General features: G+C 37.1%; 16 protein-coding genes and 1 tRNA gene. 2 read left to right on the plus strand and 15 right to left on the minus strand.

Going from position 1 to position 22293, the window contains the following annotated elements; all coding sequences use genetic code 11:
• Positions 1 to 5 precede the first annotated feature (5 nt).
• Positions 6 to 1712 (minus strand): ArnT family glycosyltransferase, encoded by a 1707-nt coding sequence (locus prwr041_RS05055; RefSeq protein WP_207155250.1) that lies wholly within the window; start codon positions 1710 to 1712, stop codon positions 6 to 8.
• Positions 1713 to 1833: 121 nt separating this feature from the next.
• On the opposite strand from prwr041_RS05055, the gene prwr041_RS05060 reads away from it, so the two are divergent.
• Positions 1834 to 3774, plus strand: coding sequence for an LTA synthase family protein (locus prwr041_RS05060; protein WP_207155251.1), 1941 nt, complete (start codon positions 1834 to 1836; stop codon positions 3772 to 3774).
• On the opposite strand, the gene prwr041_RS05065 is transcribed toward prwr041_RS05060, so the two are convergent.
• The 4 genes from prwr041_RS05065 to prwr041_RS05080 form a co-directional block, all read right to left on the minus strand.
• Positions 3761 to 4648: a glycosyltransferase gene (locus tag prwr041_RS05065; protein ID WP_207155252.1), complete on the minus strand. Its 888-nt coding sequence runs from the start codon at positions 4646 to 4648 to the stop codon at positions 3761 to 3763. The two genes, prwr041_RS05060 and prwr041_RS05065, sit on opposite strands and share 14 nt — an antisense overlap.
• A 324-nt stretch (positions 4649 to 4972) precedes the next feature.
• Positions 4973 to 7966 carry a protein translocase subunit SecDF gene (gene secDF / locus prwr041_RS05070; protein ID WP_207155253.1) on the minus strand — a complete coding sequence of 998 codons (2994 nt, stop codon included), beginning with the start codon at positions 7964 to 7966 and terminating at the stop codon, positions 4973 to 4975.
• A gap of 127 nt (positions 7967 to 8093) precedes the next feature.
• Positions 8094 to 9185: an endonuclease/exonuclease/phosphatase family protein gene (locus prwr041_RS05075; RefSeq protein WP_207155254.1), complete on the minus strand. Its 1092-nt coding sequence runs from the start codon at positions 9183 to 9185 to the stop codon at positions 8094 to 8096.
• 10 nt (positions 9186 to 9195) lie between these two features.
• Entirely contained in the window at positions 9196 to 10149 is a 954-nt protein-coding gene (locus tag prwr041_RS05080; protein ID WP_207155255.1) for a rhomboid family intramembrane serine protease, read from the minus strand.
• A 216-nt stretch (positions 10150 to 10365) separates the two neighbouring features.
• Between prwr041_RS05080 and prwr041_RS05085 the strand changes: the two genes are divergently transcribed.
• A complete protein-coding gene (locus prwr041_RS05085; RefSeq protein WP_018464160.1) occupies positions 10366 to 10641 on the plus strand; it encodes an HU family DNA-binding protein in 276 nt (91 codons plus the stop codon).
• A 68-nt stretch (positions 10642 to 10709) separates the two neighbouring features.
• Here the strand turns inward: prwr041_RS05085 and prwr041_RS05090 are convergent, their stop codons facing one another.
• From prwr041_RS05090 to prwr041_RS05135, 10 genes are all read right to left on the minus strand, one after another.
• Positions 10710 to 11516, minus strand: coding sequence for a gluconate 5-dehydrogenase (locus prwr041_RS05090; RefSeq protein WP_317194527.1), 807 nt, complete (start codon positions 11514 to 11516; stop codon positions 10710 to 10712).
• A gap of 228 nt (positions 11517 to 11744) precedes the next feature.
• Positions 11745 to 12533, minus strand: a complete 789-nt coding sequence (locus tag prwr041_RS05095) for a porin family protein (RefSeq protein ID WP_237072309.1) — start codon at positions 12531 to 12533, stop codon at positions 11745 to 11747.
• A 242-nt stretch (positions 12534 to 12775) separates the two neighbouring features.
• A tRNA-Gln gene (locus tag prwr041_RS05100) sits at positions 12776 to 12846 on the minus strand.
• 73 nt (positions 12847 to 12919) lie between these two features.
• The gene (gene tyrS / locus prwr041_RS05105; protein ID WP_207155256.1) at positions 12920 to 14221 is read right to left on the minus strand and encodes a tyrosine--tRNA ligase; all 1302 of its coding nucleotides are present in this window, start codon (positions 14219 to 14221) and stop codon (positions 12920 to 12922) included.
• 81 nt (positions 14222 to 14302) lie between these two features.
• Complete coding sequence (gene yidD / locus prwr041_RS05110) at positions 14303 to 14545, minus strand: membrane protein insertion efficiency factor YidD (protein ID WP_394370815.1); 243 nt, start codon at positions 14543 to 14545, stop codon at positions 14303 to 14305.
• Between the two features lie 5 nt (positions 14546 to 14550).
• Positions 14551 to 14955 carry a ribonuclease P protein component gene (gene rnpA, locus prwr041_RS05115; protein ID WP_207155258.1) on the minus strand — a complete coding sequence of 135 codons (405 nt, stop codon included), beginning with the start codon at positions 14953 to 14955 and terminating at the stop codon, positions 14551 to 14553.
• The gene (locus tag prwr041_RS05120) at positions 14955 to 15704 is read right to left on the minus strand and encodes a uroporphyrinogen-III synthase (protein ID WP_207155259.1); all 750 of its coding nucleotides are present in this window, start codon (positions 15702 to 15704) and stop codon (positions 14955 to 14957) included. Before prwr041_RS05120 ends, rnpA begins: the two co-directional genes overlap by 1 nt.
• 6 nt (positions 15705 to 15710) lie before the next feature.
• The gene (locus prwr041_RS05125) at positions 15711 to 16730 is read right to left on the minus strand and encodes a DUF4271 domain-containing protein (RefSeq protein ID WP_207155260.1); all 1020 of its coding nucleotides are present in this window, start codon (positions 16728 to 16730) and stop codon (positions 15711 to 15713) included.
• A 46-nt stretch (positions 16731 to 16776) separates the two neighbouring features.
• Positions 16777 to 18033: a methionine adenosyltransferase gene (metK, locus tag prwr041_RS05130; protein ID WP_207155261.1), complete on the minus strand. Its 1257-nt coding sequence runs from the start codon at positions 18031 to 18033 to the stop codon at positions 16777 to 16779.
• 172 nt (positions 18034 to 18205) lie between these two features.
• On the minus strand, positions 18206 to 21028 hold the full coding sequence (locus tag prwr041_RS05135) for a M16 family metallopeptidase (RefSeq protein WP_207155262.1): 2823 nt from the start codon (positions 21026 to 21028) through the stop codon (positions 18206 to 18208).
• Positions 21029 to 22293 lie beyond the last annotated feature (1265 nt).

Here is a 22293-nt window from a genome sequence, read left to right on the forward strand (position 1 = left end):
AACTTTTATTTATTGAATTGATATAAATCCATATCAAACTCTGCCCAATTCTTGATGAACTTGAATTTATATCCCTGTTTTTTAAATCCATCCACACACATCTCATAATCAGAATGAGTTATCACCAAGAAACCGCTCTGAGGCTTCTCTTTATAAAAATTATGTACACGGTTATTAAGATAGTAATTCAACTCGAAGAAGTGTGGTTTGTCTCCTGGAGTTCTTATAGCATAATCAATATATTCATAGATCTTACCTTCGCTTTCAGGCGCGATTCTATCTATACATCCAGCTACAGCCCTTTGAGACTTAACATTTAATGCAGCGGGGGTATAAACTCCGTCCACCGACAGATAAAGTGCAAAAGTAAGGACTATTATGCCATAAACCAATTTATCACCATTGTGTCTTTTTTGATATCTCCACCATGCGAATCCTATGATGGTAGTGAAAAATATCAAAACATATTGCCACCAACTTCCTATATTTGCGAAAGCCTGCATGGTTGCAATATTTGTAATTGCGTGTTTTCCATGTCCTCCTAGCAAAGTCAAAGGTGCAATACCAGACTTTATCAAAACAAAGACAACAAACAGCAAAGTAGATAGCACAGAAAGTATTCCACCATATATGCGCAAAGGTTTCTGTTGCCTATCTGAAAGCCACACGAGAAGTTTAGCTATAAAATATGCTAAGAACGGATATATAGGCATTAAATACACAGAACGTTTACTCTGTGGTATACAATAGAATACAAATATTGAAACTATTGCTATTAATGAATATAAATCTATATTATCCATAGAGAGCATACGACTCCATATACTCTTAAGGTTGATTCTCTTTTTAAAATTCCAATGCACAAAAAACAATGTTGTGATCAGCAACAATATCCAAGGCAAGTATCCCGTGAATACTGTCAGGAAGTTGTATGGCCACGGATTCACACATGAATCATAGTTCATGGTATTGGTCATTCTACCAATATTCTCTTCATACATAAGGTCAAGGAATGATTGTCCCCCTTGACGATATGCAGCATAGAACCATGCACCATAGATCAAAAGAGATAGTAATCCAAATGCGACTAATGTAAAGAACGCACGGAAAAAATTCACCTTGCGCATCAACATGAAGATTCCCATCACCATACATGGTATTATAGAACCAACAGGTCCCTTTGTCATCGTGCCTAATCCCATTAGTACTATCGCTATCCAAGGAACACCTTTCATGTTGTGCTCATACCATCTCATCAAGTCATATATTGCACAAACGGTTAGCATTGTCAGCACCATGTCCACACGGCAATTAGCACCAGCACGATGAAGCTCAAAGCTGGTAAAGGCTGTCAATGCTGTGATCATACCTATCTTATTGCCCTTTCTCTTTGCAAAAAACACAAAAGTTGCCATAGTCATTATTATCAATGCCACAGCTGAAGGAATTCGTGATGTAGCTTCAGTCACTGCACCATAAACATTACTTACAACAGCAACACACCAATGAAAGAATGGTGGCTTATAAGCTGTCTCACCTCCCATGTTTGTTGGTAGCACCCAATTATCACTGGCAAGCATAGTATAAGAGACAATAGCTTCACGAGGCTCGCCCTTAGTATGAAAATCAGATAGACCAAGAAACGGCAGAAGTGTGAATGAACACACTAATAAAAGCAACCAGAAGTATTTGTTGCGGAATAATAATTTCATTTTTGTTAGATAAATCTTTAGTTTTGGCAAAATTACAAATAATTATTTATTTGATGATGCATTTATTGCATTATTCTCTTAATTTTATATACTTTTGTATTGAATTTATTACGCATAAGAAATGAAACGTTTTACAAAAACTATTGAATATATATTATCAATCCACATATTAGCTATTTTAGCATTGTCATTATTCAGACTTATAGAGTATATTTCTCTTCATGGAATGATAACAGATAATAGAGCTGATAGATTCATTGCATTTGTCAACGGATTATGGTTTGATAATGTTGTTACATCCTATATATCTGTGTTGCCATTGGCTGTAATATTGTTTTCAGCCTGTTTCAACTATTATCGCAAATGGATGTTAAAGGCTGTGATGATATGGTATTCATTTTGGTTTGCTATCGTATTTATGCCATCTGCAGCTAACACTCCGTATTTTGCTTATTTCTTCAAAAATATCAATTCGAGTATATTTGAATGGTTTGGCTATGCTTCAACAACGTCAGGAATGTTATTCCAAGAATCATCTTACTGGCTTTATATAGCATCCTATTTTATTATTATTTCCATTTTTGTCTATTTATTAAAACACCAGTATTTAGTCTTTTGGAAGAAAATTGAAGAAAGTCATACTGACGTCACGACTCCACCTATTGTCTCTTTGCGTCTTATTGTAACTTGTGCTTTCATCGGAGGCTGTATTTTCGGTATTCGTGGCAGAGTGGGATATAATCCGATAAAAATTAGTGAGGCTTATTATTGTAATGATTCTTTCTTAAATCAACTAGGTATCAATCCTGCGTTTAATCTTCTTACTAGTTCGCTTGACGATATGCGTAAGGAAAATAAAGAGATCCACCTAATGCCTTATGGAAAAGCAATAACACAGGCAAGGGCTTCGCTTGGAATTACAGGGAAGATTGACAGCACTAATGTACTTTCACGAGACATAAAGACTTGTGGACCTGCCAAGAAACACAATGTTGTTGTGATATTAATGGAGTCTATGTCTGCTAGTCTAATGCAGACTTTCGGACAAAATGAACGGCTCACACCTAATCTTGATTCGTTATTTAATCATTCACTAGCCTTCACCAACTGTTATAGTGCTGGCATACATACCAATCAAGGTATGACAGCTGCACTTTATTCCTTTCCAGCCATAATGTCTAGAAACCTAATGAAAGGTACTGTTACACCACATCGAGACGGCATTCCTACCGTATTGAAAAGATATGGGTATCATAACTTGTTTTTCATGACTCATGAGGCACAGTATGATAATATGAAGGCGTTTTTTTCAACTAACGGCTATGATGACATTTACTCTCAAGAGAACTATCCTAAGAATGAAGTTGTGAATAGTTTCGGAGTAAGCGATCATTTCTTGTTCAACTATTCACTACCTATTATAAATAAGGTATCTAAGAGCGGCAAACCATTCTTTGCTACTCTACTTACAATTAGTAATCATCCCCCATATATTATTCCGTCTTTTTTCCATGCAAAGACCTCAAAGCCAGAAACACAAATTGTTGAATATGCAGATTGGGCAATTGGCGATTTCCTTGAAAAGGCAAAGAAGCAACCATGGTATAAAAACACTGTTTTCGTTATACTCGCCGATCATGGAAAGCTTGTTGGTAATAGTAATTGCGAACTGCCTGTTTCATACAATCACATTCCACTCATGATATTTGGCGCAGATATTCCTACAATGAAGTGTAATAACCTTATGGAGCAGATAGACGTAATGCCGACTTTGCTACAACTGCTAAACATGTCTTACAAATACAATGGCTTTGGAATAAACGCAATAAATTGCAAGCGAACTAAAGCCTTTTATTCTGCTGATAATGAAATCGTAGGACGAGATGCTAAACGTTGTTACATTTTCAATCCATCAATGAATAGAAGTTTCTGCTATGATGTAGCTCCAAATGGAAAGTTGCGACAGAATAAGAATATTAAGCAATTCTCATATCTTCGCAACTATGTATTCTCTATGACTCAGACTGCGGAATATACAACACGTCAATCTAGACTTCATTAAGATTTTCATATTTATTATGCCATCCGCAGATATAATACTTGAAGAGCTTGTATAGTTCCTCAAATTGTCCCGTACGTATAAAGTAAACAGAATTTCTTATAATGAACTTAGTAAAAATGTGATGGTAATTCCTATATGTATGGTCTATATAGCCTTGATTTCTGTAAAAATAGTGTGAAAGAGATTTGGGTTTCACAAGAACATTCTTATGTGAGAAGCCTGGGAGCATACGACCTTTAAGCCCCTTCTCTCTTGGATGATAGTGTATAGCATTAGTAACAGTATGAGTAGTGTACCCAGCTCGTGTTGCACGTAAAGTGTATTCTTGCTCGTCACCCCAGATAAAACATTCTTTTTTAATTAATCCTATTTTCTTGATAACTTCTCGTTTTATTAATGTTCCGTTAAATGGATAAATCATTTTATCAAAATCTTCGTTTTCTGTTACTTCATCAACATATATATATCTATGTCCATTTAGCGGTCCAAAAGCAAGTCTCTTGTGATCATCTTTATCTATAACCAATGCATTCAGAAAAACAAATCCCGTTTTTTTATTAAAGTCTATAAGTGTTTCCAATTGGTTAGAGTCAGGAATACCATCGTCATCCATCATCCAAAGCCAGTTATAGCCATTATCCATCATATATTTCATGCCAGTGCAGAAACCTCCAGCACCGCCTAAGTTATCTTGATTAATAACATTTATGTCTGTTTGCTCAGCCAAAAACTCTGTTGTTCCATCAGAACTTCCATTATTTACGACAAGAATATCTAAATTTTTGTATGTTTGATTTTTTACATTCTCAATACATATTTTCACGTCATTTAACCTATTGTGAGTAACGATAACATTTAAAACTTTATCAGGCATCTTTACTATATTTCAATTTTTCCAAATAATCTGTTAATGCAAATAGTAGATAATAAGTATCACTAATAAGAATACTATCAATCAGATTGCAAAGTTACATATAAATAGTTAGCTATCCTATTTTAAAAGATAAAATTCATGATTTTTATAGTTCTTCATAAAATGCAAAGAAAAAAATACATACCAAGAAGATAAGCAAGAAAGACAATAATATATATTAATATATGTGTAAATGAGCGCAATTGAATGATAACAAAAAGCCCATCGACATTAGTGTCGATGGGCTTTAATATTTATATTTTGTCTTATATTTATAAGACGAGATTACTTAACCTCTACAGCTTTTGCTTCTTCAACTTTTTTGCGGTTGCGTATCTCTTTACCTGCTACTAGGTAAGCGATAGGTGAAGCAATAAATATTGAAGACAATGTTCCAAATACAACACCAATTGTCATTGCAAACGCAAATGGCTGAATACTCTTACCACCAAGCAACAAGATAACAATCAATACAATCAATGTTGTGGTTGATGTATTAATAGTACGAGCAAGTGTTTGATTGATTGAATCATTGAACAAAACCTGTATGTCTTCCTTAGGATGGAGTCCCAAATTTTCACGTATACGGTCGAATACCACCACCTTATCGTTAATTGAATAACCAATAACAGTAAGCACTGCACCAATGAAAGTCTGATCCACCTCAAGAGAGAATGGTAATACACCTTGCAACAATGAGAAAATACCAACAACAGTCAAAGCATCAAAAGCAAGAGCTATGGTTGATCCTAAAGAGAACGCTACATTACGGAAGCGTAGAAGGATATACAAGAATATAGCCACCAATGCTATAAGTACACTAAGGATAGCACCATAGGTAACATCTTTAGCTATAGAAGGACCAACTTTAGAAGAACTAATTATTGAACCACCGGTACGAACGTCAGGATTCTTGAATGACTCAACATTCTTCTGACTTACCATTCCTGTTTTCTTTAGCCCATTATAAAGCATGGTTTCAACCTCGTCGTCAACACTAGCACTATTTGATTCTATCTTATAGTTAGTAGAAATACGGATTGTCTTGTTATCTGTACCAAGTGATATTGCACCTGATGTACAGCCTGGGAATATCCCAACAAGGGCTTCGCGAACTTGTTCTGGCTGTGTTGGTTTCTCAAACTGAACAACATAATTACGACCACCAGTAAAGTCAATGCTCTTTGCTAAACCACGTACAAAGAAACTTCCAGCAAACAAAATCACAGCAAGACCAGTCACAACAAATGTACCCTTGTACATTGACATGAACTTAATATTTGTACCCTGCATAAGGTTTTTGCTTATGCCTGTCCAAAACTTAAGTTTCATCCAACGGTCTTTGTTAAGCTGATGTTCATAAACTAGACGTGTCAAGAATACGGCACTGAAGAAAGAACATATAATACCTATAATCCATGTTGTAGCAAATCCCTGAATAGGACCTGTACCGAATATATAAAGAATTACACCAGTTATAAGAGATGTAAGGTTTGAGTCAAAAATGGCGGAGAAAGCATTGCTATAACCAGCAGAAACAGCCTGTTTCATTCCCTTGCCGGCTCGAAGTTCCTCTTTTATTCGTTCATATATAAGCACATTGGCATCGACTGCCGTACCTAATGACAACACCATACCGGCAATACCACTCATCGTTAGTGCCGCCTGGAAGGACGTCAATATACCAAGTGTAAAGAATACATTGATGATAAGAGCAGCATTAGCAATCATACCTGGGATGAAATTATACATGACAACCATATACAAAATCAACAGAACGAAAGCTATGGCAAAAGAAACGACACCCTGCTGAATAGAAGCTGCACCCAATGTAGGACCAACAATTTCTTCCTGTACAATTCGCGCAGGTGCAGGCATACGACCAGACTTCAATGTATTGGCAAGGTCCTTAGTATCCTCTATAGTAAAGTTTCCGCTAATAGAAGACTGGCCACCATCAATCTCACCATTTACACGAGGAGCTGAATATACAGCGTTATCAAGAACAATAGCTATAGCTCTACCAACGTTAGCCTTTGTCAAGGCTGCCCAACGGCGTGCACCATCAGAATTCATGGTCATTGAAACCTCTGGCGAACCAGACAAATGATCAAACTGATCACTTGCATCTGTTACAACATCACCCTCAAGTGGTGCGCGACCTGTAGTCGTAGTAACCTTCAAAGCATGAAGTTCATATATATTTTTTGCCTGAATTCCATCAGCAGGCTTAGCACTCCAAAGAAGTTTAAGATCTGATGGTAATATCTGCTTTGCTGCAGCACTATGAATTACTCGGTTTACAGCAGCTGTATCGCGTACACTTGCATATCCAACAACGCTAAGAGAATTCTGTCCTGTTGTCTGCAACATTGCAAGCAATGGATGCATTTTCTTTGCAGCGTTAATTTGTGCTCTGCTTGCTTCTGAAGCATCCTCCTTAGCTGTACTCTTAATTTTGAACTTAGGCTCAACTTTTGCAACAGCTTTCTTTAGAGCAGCCTTCTTTACAGTTGCAGTATCAGCGTCACCACCATTTGCAAGACGAGAATCAAGCTGTGTCAGATAAGGAATAATCTCACTGGCATTATATGTCTCCCAGAATTCTAGGTTTGCACTACCTTGAAGTAGCTTACGCATACGTTCAGGTTCCTTAATACCTGGCATTTCAACCATGATACGACCTGCCTGACCTTCAAGTTTCTGGATATTAGGCTGAACAACGCCAAACTTATCAATACGAGTACGAACCACATTGAAAGAGTTATCTATCGCAGATTGAATATTAGCACGAAGCACCTTCTCTACCTCAGAATCAGAACTCTGTGGAGAAACCTTACCCTGCAATTGCTGAGTAGCGAAGATTTCTGCTAGACGATGTCCTGGTGCATTCTGATGATAATACTTAACGAAGAGAGAGAGAAAATCACTCTGGCTAGTTTCCTCTTCGGCTTTAGCCTGCTTCATTGACTTAGTGAAAGCTACGTCTGTCTTGTGGTCAGCTAGAGTCTCGACAACATCAGGTACTGATATTTCCAAAACCACATTCATACCACCTTTAAGATCCAGACCAAGACCAATTTGAGTTTCCAAGCACTTCTGATAAGAATAAATACCCAAGTATTTAACAGAATCTTTATAATCCTGTTGCGCAATAGGGTCTTTAAGCTTTGCAGCCTCGCCGTCGTAATAACGTGTGGCGAACGAGAATGACAGATAGAAAATGCTTGCAAGTGTCAGTAGGACAGCTGTACAAATTACAATTCCTTTGTTTTGCATTTTTTATTATGTTATAAATTATTTGTTTTTCTATGTTCTCTATATAATTCACAGACTATATATAGAAGTGCAAAAATAACATTTTTTTGTCACTTTAAGAAATTTATAGCCTGTAATTATTCATTTTTTAGGGTTTTCCCCGCTTTTTTAGCCAACAAAAGATTGGATAATGGTCAGAATCTTTTATTTTGCTATCAACTTTACACTCAAAAGGTTGCCAATCACTTGAGCACATAATATTGTCTATTCTCACATACATTCCACCTTCATGATAACTGAAACCTAGCCCATTACCACTTTCTACATAGCAATCTGTTAGATTCTTGGATATTACATGATGAGCATAGGATATAGGTGTGTCGTTAAAATCACCACAAAGAATAATACTTCGACCAAGGTGCTTGCTTAAATATCTAGCTACAGCGTCTGCCTGAGGGGCACGCTTTATTGATGCCTCACTAAGTTTGTCAACTAAATGATAAGAAGCTTTCTTTGCGGCAGTTCCTTCAAGGTTTCCTTTTACCATTGATTTGAAACTTGATTTATCCTCAACAGAGAGTCCTGTGGTCTCTAAATGATTATTAACAACAATAATAGTATCGCTACCTTTCTTTATTTCATAAGCCATACTGAGATTACCCTTTGAAGGATATTGAATGCGCTCTCGAGAAACTATTGGATACCTGCTATATATAGCGATGCAGTCCCCTCCAGGTCTACTCATTGCCGTATCTCTATATTGATACAGCTTATTCATCACAGAGTCAACTCTAGCCTTTCCTATTTCATTTGTTAAAGCTTCCTGCAAACACAAGATATCAGCTTTCTGTTGACGAATATATTCTAATATAGGGAACTTACCATCAGGAAAACGTTCCCAACCGGCAAACGACCACACATTGTATGACATAACCTTTATCGCACCATCAGGCGGAGTGCGAGGTATATTAAATGGAATATATGTACGTATCGGAATATAACAGAATATATATCCAAGCAAAGGTATTAAAACCCCAATTTTTTTGAAACACAACCAAAAGACTAAAAAACAAAAATTTATCAGCAAGAATATTGGAAAGACCAATCCGGCATTAGCCAACACTCCATGCTTTACAGGGTCGAGTCGATCTGAATAACCAATAAATAACATTATAAAGATCGTTGCCAGATTAGCTCCAGCTATCAGTTGCAGAAGGAATTTCCTTATAGAACCAAACATAATAATACTTTCAATTCTTCTTACTGTTCTCAAAAAGACAACGCTTCTCTTCTGCAGTCAGACTATCATATCCACTCTTGCGTATTTTGTCAAGAATACGGTCTATATCATCTTGTTCTGCCTTTTTGCGCGCATTGTAATCCCAGTCGCTGTTATGAGAATTATAATTTTCAGTTTCTGAATTTTTATTATGCCATGTGCTAAATTTCTTGCCACTACCGCGTTTATCCCACTTGCGCTTTAAGGTATCAAAAAATTGATTTCCCCCAGCCATATTAGAACCACGATAAGCATGGCGACGCCAATATTTTATCATGAAGAAACCCACAACCATTCCACCAAGGTGGGCAACATGAGCAACACCATCTCCAGTCGTGGCCATTGCTGAAAACAGTTCTATGCCAGCATATATCATGACAAACCATTTAGCCTTGATAGGAAAAGGGATTGGAATAATAAATAACTTCTCGTTTGGAAATAACATTCCAAATGCCAAAAGCACACCATATATAGAACCCGACGCACCAACTGTAGTCCAGGCATTAAGTGCTTGCCTTGCAACCTCAGGCAAATGCATTACAGAAACACTTGCATTCTGAGATGAAATCATAAAATACAAATCAAAGAACTGCGCTAATTCCTGAAAAAGTCCTGCACCAATTCCACAAGAAATGTAATAAAAAAGGAAGCGTTTTGCACCCCATGTTCTTTCTACAATCATACCAAACATCCACAAGGCAAACATATTGAAGAATATATGCGTAAAAGTGGCATGCATAAACATGTAAGTTACCAATTGATAAATATGGAAATCCGGAGCAAGAAAAAAGTGCAAGCCAAGGATATCATTTAAGTCTAATGGAGAACCACCAAACAAGTTAACAGACCGAAGTACGTACATAGCAAAGAATGCCAGTACGTTTATTATAAGTAAGTTCTTTGTTACCGTTGGAATGCGCATCATATTATGTAATTTCTTATAGTTCGACAAATGTTGTATAACGGTTACAAAATTACGAAAAATATCCCTTAAACACTACTAATACACAAGGTTTACCACAAATTTTCGAAAAATAAATCACTTTTTTTGTTTTTTTGTTTGTTTTATGAAATGAATAACCTATATTTGTCACCAGAAAAGATATTTTTTATATAAATAATCATTAAATAATTCAAAGTTATGAACAAGACAGAATTAATCGACAAGATTGCTGCAGGCGCAGGTCTGAGCAAAGCAGATGCAAAAAAGGCATTGGACGCAACAACAGCTGCAATTAAAGACGCTTTAGTTGCAGGTGACAAAATCCAGCTTGTAGGCTTCGGTACATTCAGTGTTAACGAGCGCCCTGCTCGTGAAGGCATTAACCCAGCTACAAAGGCTAAGATTCAGATTGCAGCAAAGAAGGTTGCAAAGTTCAAGGCTGGCGCAGAGCTTTCTGATGCAGTAAATAAATAATTGTAAAAGATTATTCAACATAAAAGAGCGACTCTAACGAGCCGCTCTTTTCTTTTTATTTCAGATACTTATTTAGGTTGTTTGCCAATATAAGCCAAAATACCTCCATCTACATACAAAACATGACCATTTACGAAATCACTTGCGTCTGAAGCAAGGAACACTGCTGGTCCCATTAAGTCTTCTGGAGTACCCCAACGCGCAGCAGGAGTTTTACTTATAATAAAGCTATCAAAAGGCTGACGGCTTCCATCTGGCTGTAACTCACGAAGCGGTGCTGTCTGTGGTGTTGCTATATAACCTGGACCGATACCATTACACTGTATGTTATACTCACCAAACTCAGAACAGATATTACGTGTAAGCATCTTCAATCCACCCTTGGCAGCAGCATAGGCGCTTACTGTTTCGCGTCCAAGTTCACTCATCATTGAGCAGATATTAATTATCTTTCCATGACCTTTTTTCTTCATTTCAGGAATAACAGCCTTTGAGACAATAAAAGGTGCATTAAGATCAATATCAATAACTTGACGGAATTCCTCAACACTCATCTCATCCATAGGAATACGCTTAATGATTCCTGCATTATTAACAAGAATATCAATAGTACCAAGTTCTTTTTCTATTGTTGTAATAAGCCCCTTGACCTGAGCCTCATCAGTTACGTCAGCAATATATCCTTTTGCATCAATACCTTTTGCTTGATAATCAGCCATTGCCTGATCAAGATGTTTCTGACTGCGGCAGTTGAACGCAACTTTAGCACCAGCCTTAGCATAAGCTTCGGCAATTGCAAATCCAATACCATAAGCAGCACCTGTTACCAATGCTACTTTACCTTCCAATGAAAAGTTTTTTGAAAATGTATCCATTATCTTTTGTTTTACTATTAAGTTATCAGAGTAGTCTGATGCAAAAATACAAAATTAATTTGAAAAGACCTATTTTTCAACATTTATCTTTCATCTGAAGTATATAATATCAGTGACTATAGAAACTTATTCTTCTCGTTTCATATACCATCCGTGTTAGTACTCTAATTTGCATGTAGGGCTAAAAAAAACAGAGTCTGGCGGAATATAACCCATCCAGACATTGTACTATAATTCAAACTTATAACCAACGGTAAACGACAAGGTCCTATTTTGAGAAGTTGATCTGGAATTATTTCCACCCCATCCTGCATCGCCATCCTTTCGCAAGTCTGTTACGCCAATGTTGTATCTCAGATCAGCAACAATATTCTTATATTCATAGCTTACACCTACAGGTACAGAAAGAGAGAATGATCTTATTCCTTCCACATCACTATGAACTGCTGATATCGATGGACCTTGATAGCTAATAGTGACATCACCACCCGTTTTCTTGCTAACTGCTAATTCAGGCTGCAGCCCCACTTTTACGGCAAGACCTTTCCATATATAAACATTAGCCAAAATTGGCATTGTAATACTATTGAGATTAATCTTCAAATTATCATTAATCGCAACTTTAACTCCATCTTTTGAAGTATTTGAGAAACCTTTTGTGTCGTAGCTTGCCCCTTGTTGAGTGTAGAATACTCCTAAAGAAAGACCGATGATTTTTGAGAATTGATACTGTGCTTCTACACCAGCAGTAAATCCAAACTTGTTTTTGCTTTCTCCAAATCCTACTGTACCCATTTCTACGACAGGTCCATCTGACATGGAAATCCATCTTAGTGGTTCTTCAGTGTTATCTTGAGACATTAATACGTAATTTACAATAGCAGGCATATCACCAGAGAAGTTACTTGCAGTTACACCAATTTTTGGTGTGATAGAGAATGTTCCTGCCTTCTGCTGAGCACAAACACTTGAAGCAATCATAAGCAATGCTGCTAAAAAAAATAATTGTTTTTTCATTGGTTTAATATAATAAATATTTGTTGATTTTCACATATGTATATTTGACTAATTATTACAAATATGCTTATGAAGCATCATCCATTTTGCTTTTTTGAGTATTTGCGTGCTTTATCAGCAAAAAGTAAATCCATTAGTTTTTTCTATAATTAACGGTTAATATTGTACATTTGTTGTACAAATCATAAACAAAAAAACCCGCAAATCCTTTTTTATATATTAGGAATCGCGGATTTTTTATGTTGTCCCAGGCGGATTCGAACCACCACTGACAGAACCAAAAACTGTAGTGCTACCATTACACCATGGGACAATCAATATGAATTGTTTCCAATTTCGGGTGCAAAGGTAATAGATTTTTCATCTACTACCAAATTTTTAAGCGTTTACTTTACTGTAATTAAGTAATAATTCTTCTTTCCACGCTGTACGAGGAGATATTTTCCGTCAATAAGATCATCAGAAGTTATCATTTGATCAAAAGCTGCAACCTTCTCTTTATTCAAGTTTACGCCACCGCCTTTTACCAGTTTGCGCATTTCACTCTTGCTTGGAAATATCTCCATACCGTCCTGATTAAACAGGTCTACAGCTGTTCCACCAAGCAAAGACTTGTCGATTGTGTAATGCGGAACATCCTTAAATACATCATTAAGAGTGGCCTCGTCAAGTTTTGAAAGGCTCTCTTTTGTTGCTTTTCCAAAGAGGATATTACTTGCAGCAATAGCCATTTCAAGATCTTCCTTTGAATGAACCATGACAGTAACTTCCTCTGCAAGACGTTTCTGAAGAACACGTCTACCAGGATCCTGTTTATGCTCTTCAATAAGAGCATCAATTACGTCCTTTTCAAGGCTTGTGAATATCTTTATATATCTTTCAGCATCATCATCACTTACATTCAACCAAAACTGATAGAAAGCATAAGGAGTCGTACGGTTACGGTCAAGCCAGATATTACCACTCTCAGTCTTACCGAATTTCTTTCCATCAGCCTTTGTTATCAAAGGACATGTAAGACAGAAGGCCTCTGATTCACTACCAAGAGTACGACGTATCAACTCAGTTCCTGTTGTCATATTGCCCCACTGGTCATTACCACCAAGCTGCAATCTTACACCATATTTCTGATATTGATAAAGGAAGTCATAACCTTGAAGTAACTGATAAGTGAACTCAGTGAAAGACAGACCGTCACGAGCCTCACCATTAAGACGCTTCTGCACGGAGTCTTTAGCCATCATGTAATTAACGGTGATATGCTTTCCAACCTCACGAACGAAATCAAGAAAAGAGAAATCTTTCATCCAATCGTAGTTATTAACAAGTTCTGCCTTGTTTGGAGCATCACCGTCAAAATCCAAGAACTTAGATACCTGCTGCTTTATAGCCTCCTGGTTATGATATAATGTATCAGAATCCAAAAGATTACGTTCCTGACTCTTGCCAGAAGGATCACCAATCATACCAGTAGCACCACCTACAAGGAGATATGGTTTGTGACCACAACGCTGCAAGTGGCTAAGCATCATAATTCCACAAAGGTGACCAATATGTAAAGAGTCTGCCGTTGGGTCTGTACCCAAATAAGCCGACACCATGTGCGACTGTAGATATTCCTCTGTACCCGGCATAATCTGAGCCAGCATACCACGCCATTTCAGTTCTTCAACAAAGTTTTTTGACATTATTATATTATTCCAATTAAAAGGCGAACAAATATTCTCGCCTAATTATTAATTATATTACTGGGACCCGTTACAGGAAACTTACGGCACCGGATCATATCCACTACCACCCCAAGGATTACATCTTAATATTCTCCATATAGCCAACCCCAGCCCTTTTATCGGTCCATACTTTAGTATAGCCTGTCGCGCATACTCTGAGCATGTGGGAGTAAATCTACAAGAAGGCGGAGTATAAGGAGTAATAAATCTCTGATAAAACAATATTGGCAATACGAGAATCCAAGCAATGGCTCTCGACACATGATGCAATATGTTAATCATTAATTTCATATTTTCTCGCTAACACGTTGAATAAGATTTTTCATCTTAGCTTCTACTACTGCAGTATCATATAGTTTTGAGTCAAGCCATATAAAAGCCATCACCACGCTACATCCATCTGGCACCCTTTCCGATACGAGAATACGATTTCGTCTGTAAGCCTCCCGCACCTGCCGTTTCACGCGATTACGCTTTACTGCACGTTTAAAGCATTTTTTAGGTACACTGACAAGAATCTGAGTATTTGGTTCATCATTAGAGATATCATCAGATGGCATATACATATAGACTACCCTTAGTGGGTAAGCAGACATAGAATGACTTTTGCCCCCATTAAAGAGTCGATCAATCAGCAACTTGCTACAAACACGCTCTTGCTTAGTCAGATTTTCAGCTTGGGATGCCGACATTATTTTTTATTTTTCTCAAGAAAAGCCTTTAGCGCACCGGTCATTGATGGATAATCTTTGTTAGGCGCAAGGAGGTCAAGACGCAAACCTTGGGCATCTACTTCTTTAGCAGTAGCAGGACCAAAGGCTGCGACCTTAATATCGCCCTGTTTAAAATCAGGGAAGTTTTTCTTTAAAGCCTTAACACCAGTTGGGCTAAAGAAGATCATCATATCATAATCAAAGTTTTGCTTTTCCTCTTCCGTAAAATCATTGCTCACAGTACGATACATCGTACAAACGGTATGCTTTAAATTCTTTGCATCAAGCATATCCTTAATATCATCATTATGAACATCACTTAGCGGTACAAGGAATTTTTCTGTCTTATGTTTAAGCATAAGTGGCAACAGACCATCAATTTTGCCAGTAGTACCAAAGAAAATTTTTCGTTTACGATACTGCACGTATTTCTGGATATAAAGTGCAACTGTCTCAATAAGACAAAAATACTTCATATCTTCAGGAATAGTAATACGCAGATCTTTAGCTAGCTTGAAATAATTGTCTATAGCATGGCGCGATGTAAAGACAACCGCTGTATGAGCAAGCAGACTAACTTTCTGTTCACGGAATTCTCTTGAAGAGATACCCTCTATTTTGAAAAACGGACGGAAATCCAATTCCACGCCAAACTGATTAGCGATGTCATAATATGGTGACTTATCGCTTGTTGGCTTAGGCTGAGAGATCAGAATCTTCTTAATCATTATGTCCTAAAAATTTATTTTCAAATAACCATTTATAGCTGTCAATACTCCCCATAATGTGAGTAAAGGCATTACTTCGAGTGCACAAAAGTACAAAATATCTTGCAAAAAGGCGCCTTTTTGTCTGAAAAAGATTATATATGTCTTGTACAAGGACAGTATTTTTAACAAAACCACGACTATAACTGTATAAATCAAAGCTGTTTTCAATGCCAATCCAAAATATGCAACTAACATTACGACAGGAAACACCAACAATCCTTCAACTGAATTTATAAATAAAAATGATTTTATCCATTGTTCATTTGTCTTTTTGTCAAAGAATGTGAGATTAACTATCGTATAAGCAACGAACTTTATCAGAAAATAGACCAGTATTACTGCCGAGAAAAAGCCAACCACCTTATATTGTTCAACGATGAAGGTATCACTAATAACTGAACGCGCATAAAGAAAGAACAATAGTGAAAATTGGAGACACGTCTGCAACATCAAAAAGAACTGAAAACGAAACTCCCCTGATGTTTCTGTCATCGTGGTTGTTTCACCATGCTGAACATAAAAGAAGTTTTTCGCCTGACGCACAATAAACTTATGAGACTGGGCAAAAGCCACCATTGCCAACAGGAAACAAGCAAGTAAGATTCCTGTTATAAGGTTATCACCAGCAATAGTATAAGGCACAGGATCGCCAGCTACGCCAACACGCCCTCCAGACAGCTCTGGATGAAACCAAGGTGAATTAGAAAAAAACGATTCCTTGTAATATTTTGGCAGATTCACATCACGCCAGCTCTTACCAACAGGTTGCCCAGGAAGGTGTAATGTATCGGGCATAGAGCTCCAATGAATATCACTGGGCTTTATATTTGCCTGAATGGCAGAATCCTGCTGCTCAGGCGTAGCATTCTTAGGCAACCAACTAAGTATCTGCGCTGGTGTTGGTTGCGTTTTCACATGCGGAAACCCTACTAAGGCCTTCTGCTGTGTATTTTCATTTACTATGGAATCTTCTTGCTGTATCATATAAAAGGACGGATCCGAAATATTCGTCCCCTCTTTATGGTTTTAACTAAATATCAAACGCGGTCTTAATTTCATTCACACGGTCTAACTTTTCCCATGTAAACAATTCTACTTCAACCGTTTTTGCTTCATTATATCTACTGGTGAATGTTTTTGTCACCAATTGGTTCTTCCTTCCCATGTGACCGTAAGCTGCTGTTTCAAGATAAATAGGCTGACGCAGTTTCAATATGCGCTCTATTGCCTTTGGACGAAGGTCAAACATTTGTTTAATTTTCTCAGCAATCTCACCATCAGACATCTTAACATTGCTGCGACCGTATGTATCAACATAAATACTTACAGGTTGTGCTACACCTATTGCATAAGCCAACTGCACCAACATTTCATCAGCAACACCTGCTGCAACCATGTTCTTTGCTATATATCGTGCTGCATAAGCTGCAGAACGGTCTACCTTTGAAGGATCTTTCCCTGAAAAAGCGCCACCACCATGAGCACCCTTACCACCATAAGTATCAACAATTATCTTACGACCCGTAAGTCCTGTATCCCCATGAGGGCCTCCAATAACGAATTTTCCTGTTGGGTTAACGAAATATTTAATATCATCATTGAACAAAGCAAGTACCTTGTCGCCAAGTTTTGCCTTTACCCGCGGAATTAGAATATGTATAACATCGTCCTTGATTTTGGCAAGCATTATATCATCGTCGTCGTCAAACGGGTCATGCTGTGTGCTCACAACAATTGTATCAATACACAAAGGCACATTCTCATCACTATATTTTATCGTAACCTGACTCTTTGAGTCTGGACGCAAATATGTCATCACTTTGCCTTCCTTACGTATTTCGGCAAGCGTACTCATAAGAAGATGTGACAGATATAGAGATACTGGCATGTAATCCTCTGTTTCATTTGAAGCATATCCAAACATCATACCTTGGTCGCCAGCACCTTGATTTTCCTCGTCAGCACGACTTACACCACGATTTATATCATCACTTTGCTCATGAATAGCTGTAAGAATACCACAAGAATCACCATCAAACTGATACTCGGCCTTTGTATATCCGATATTCTTTATTGTATTGCGGGCAATTGTCTGCAAATCAATGTATTCTTTTGAACGCACTTCGCCCATAATAATTACCTGTCCGGTAGTACAGAACGTCTCTATCGCACAATGAGAATTCTCGTCGTACGCAAGAAACTGATCAAGTAAGGCATCTGATATTTGATCTGAAACTTTATCAGGATGTCCTTCTGAAACTGATTCTGAAGAAAATAAATAAGGCATATATCTTAATCCTTTCTTTTAAATATACATTAAAAACTTTTAGGCTGCAAAGTTACAGTTATTTAGCTGAATATCAAAGAAAAACCACTCCTTTTATATTTATACAACAAAAAAATGGGTGTACGGAACTTTATCCATACACCCACATATATTAAAGACTATCTATTCCTTTTTATTTTGTTCCTTCAGGAAGCATGACCACTGTAATCTTGCTACCAGATCCAAGGAATTCCTTCATGAACGCAGATACACTCTGCGGCGTTTGTGCCTCTACAAGTTTTTTGTAGTCAGAATACGTATCAACACCCAACTTGTCATATTCATAGATTACTCCCTCCCAAAAACCGTTTGTCTTAGCACGGTCGTCGATCTGCTTCAACATCAAAGCCTTAACCTTATTAAGCATTTCCGCATCACAAGTTGTAGCTAACTTATTTGCTTCATCGGTCATAATCTTCAATGCTATTTCTCGCTTCTCGGGTTTCATAGGACAGACACCAACTATTTGGTATATTTTGAATCCGTCATCCGCAGCACTTGCACCTCCATAAGCGCCACAAGAATATGCGGCACTAGCTTCTTCGCGAATTTGCTTTAGATACTCCATTGAAAGAACCTGTCCAATCATATCAACCTGTATAGACTTCTCCAAGGTGTATGGAAGGTTCATATTATGCCAAACCATGTAGCAATTGGCTTTTGGCGTTTCCATCTTACGATAGAACAGATTTTCGATCTGTCCCTTTTGTGGCATGAGCTCACGCTTTGAAGCGACATCATTGCCCTTTGCTGGTAAAGATCCAAGATACTTACAGATAAGTGGGCGTATTGTAGCGTCATCAAAATTACCGATTATAGTAAATTCCCAACCCTTTGCACTTGCCGTACGATCTTTTGCCATCTGCAGGATGCGATCATAGTTTATATCCTTTAAATCCTTAAGTAACAGAGGAGCAGTTCTTGGGTTATGGTTATACAATGCTGCTGTAAGAGAGTCACTAAAAGCTATATCTGGAGACAGTTCGCGATTTTTGAGACCTACCTCATACTGCTGCATAAGGTTGTTGTATGAATCATTGTCTTTCTTTATATTTGTAAAATATAGATACACCATCTGAAGCATGGTCTCTATATCCTTTGGTGTTGAGTTACCGTCAACGCTCATTTTTCTCTCACTCATCTTCAAGTTAGCATTGGCAATTTTTCCAGCCATTGCCTTCTGAAGTTCGGTACTTGAGAAATCACCTAGTCCGCTTATACCAATAACACTATTAAACACCTTCGTATTAATATAATCAGGCATTCCATAAAATGAAGAACCTGCGCCACCAGTACCTGATAGAACAACTTGATCTTTCTTATAATCAGTCTTCTTCAAGATAACCTTTACGCCGTTTGAAAGTTCAAGGGTTGTATAATCAAATTTTTTGCTCTTCGTTTCCTTCTTTATCTTACCAGCCTTTGGAAGTTCTTTAATCAATGGCTCGTTCTTCACGTTATCCACATAAGCTGTAATATTCTCTGCACGTGCAGACTTAACAGCGTCAAGAAGTTGTGATTCTGTTGGATATACATTACCTTCCTTCTCATTATTGAAGTTAATGATAACCATATTAGAATCGTTCTTTGAAACAAGTTCCTTGATTTGTGCATTGATAGCCTCAAGAGGAATCATTGGAACAATCTGCTTCATTGTCTTGTATGAATATTCAATACCCGGCATGGGCTCGTTGGTAAGGAAGTTTCCCAGACATTCGCGATAGAATTGAGAATTATAACGTTTATCCTTATTGCTGTAAGACTTATCAAGAGAGCTCATATAGTCAGCTTGGAAACGGCTATATTCAGAAGAAGTGAAACCAAATTCAGCTGCACGACGCAATTCTACTAAAGCAGCCTTCAATGCATCTGCGGCAACATTCATATCTTTTGGAGAAACACTTAGATCAAAAGCATCCTTTGTCTTTGCAAAGATATAATCACCATCTCCGGCATACGCCATTACATACGGGCAGTCTGCCTTCTGTGCAGCCTCTGTAAAACGATTATTAAGCATACTTGATACAGCACCGTTCACATATTGATATACCAAATAAGAAACATTGTTCTTCAAAGAATCAGGGAATACGTCATGCTTGAACATAAGTTCGACTTCTGAAGATCTTTGTTCCTTGTCCTTATCAATAACAACTATCGGCTGTGCATTATCAGGAACTTGTTCATCAATTATTGGAGCCTCGTTCTTTGGATTCTGTATATTTCCAAAAAGTTTCTTTATCTGAGCCTCAACCTTGTCAACATCTACATTACCAACAACGATAATACCCTGATGTGATGGATGATACCACTTTGTGTAATAGTCTCGCAACTCCTTTGGTTTAAAGTTATCAACAACGCTCATCAATCCGATAGGATAACGCACACCATACTTACTTCCAGGATATAACTTTGGAAGATTACGTTCAAACATACGACTTGAAGCACTTGTGCGCAAACGCCATTCCTCGTGAATGACACCGCGTTCTTTTTCGATTTCGTCCTTGTCTAGAGTAAGCCCAGTAGACCAATCACGAAGAATCAACAAGCAAGTGTCGATAGCTCCAGCACGCTGTGTAGGAACATTGTCTATATTGTAAACCGTCTGATCAATACTTGTATAGGCATTAAGGTCACCGCCAAATTCTATGCCATTAGCACGACACCATTCAATAAGAGAATTTCCCTTAAAGTTATCAGAACCATTAAAAGCCATGTGTTCAAGGAAATGCGCAAGACCACGCTGTGTCTCATCCTCCTGAATTGAGCCAACTTTTTGTGCAATATAGAAGTTCGCACGGTTTTCTGGCCAGTTGTTGTGACGGATGTAATAAGTCAATCCATTAGCCAACTTACCAATGCGTACATCCTTGTCAACAGGAACTGTCATCTGTGGTTGTGCCTGAGCTACACCTGCCAGCAAAAGTAACGCTGCTACCAGTAAATTTTTAAGTCTCATGTATAAAAGTTTTAGTTTATAAAAATCTTAAGATTATATGATGCAAAGATAGAGAAACTTTGTAAAAATACAAAACATTTGCAATATTTTTTTACTCTTTCCGTAAAATAGAAAGATGGATCAAACGAAGTTATTTGGTTCATTACAAGAATATAAGTAATGAAATAAAATCTCAAATATAGGATAAATATATATTACATCTATAATTACAAAAAAACAAAATATTCCAAAAATTCTAAAAAAGGCAAATATCCTCCACGCATCACATAAGCTATTGATGGACAATAAATTATCGGTGGAGGTTTACCTCCACTATCATCCACTATCCTCCACGTTTTTGTAAACTATTAAGAAACACAGAGCTATTACTAAACATAAAACAGATTATCGGAAATAATAAAGTTGTAAAACATATTTACATTATGACTATTTTAGCAATTTACAAACACGTTTGATCGTAGAAACGCAAACGTTGTAACGATATAAAGAAAACGTTTGATCGTAGTATTGGAAACTTTATATCGTAGGAACGCAAACGTTTGATCGATATAAAGGAAACATTATATCGATAAAATAGATCTACTCGTGCTTATCACATGAAAACTAAGATTGAGTTATTAGTATTTTTACAAAGTGCAATACATTTACTTGAAATACACAAATCTAATAATCTACGGCAAGCTTCTAAAATTTTTATCCACTTAAATGATCATAAAATATTGGCATACAGAATAAAATGTAAATATATTTAAATTCATATCATTCAAGAAACAACACAGCTACGCTTGTTATTAGCTAGATATTTCTTAATAGTTTACAAAAACGTGGAGGATAGTGGATGATAGTGGAGGTAAACCTCCACCGATAATTTATTGTCCATCAATAGCTTGTGCGATGCGTGGAGGATATTCGTCTTTTTTAGAACTTTTGGGATATTTTTATTTTTTCAGGACTATGCATGTAATAAAATTCTCATAAATAAATTCATATATGAATCACAACAGTGTCCAACCAATTATCTTTGCACTAATAATTATGTTCTTTTATTACTAGAGCATCACTCGAAATACAGAATGAGACTTTATTGTTCGGTATTGTGTTCGGCTTATTACTTTAACCCACGTTGAAGATAAGCTATACTCTGTAAAGCAAAGAAAAATATAATTTTCCTTTGCTTTTCCGCTCGTTTGCATTACTCTACCTGCGGTGAAGATAAGCTGCACTCGGGAAAACAAAATTAAAACACGTTTTTATTTTGCTTTTCC

The sequence above is a fragment of the Prevotella herbatica genome, from assembly GCF_017347605.1.
GTDB lineage: Bacteria > Bacteroidota > Bacteroidia > Bacteroidales > Bacteroidaceae > Prevotella > Prevotella herbatica.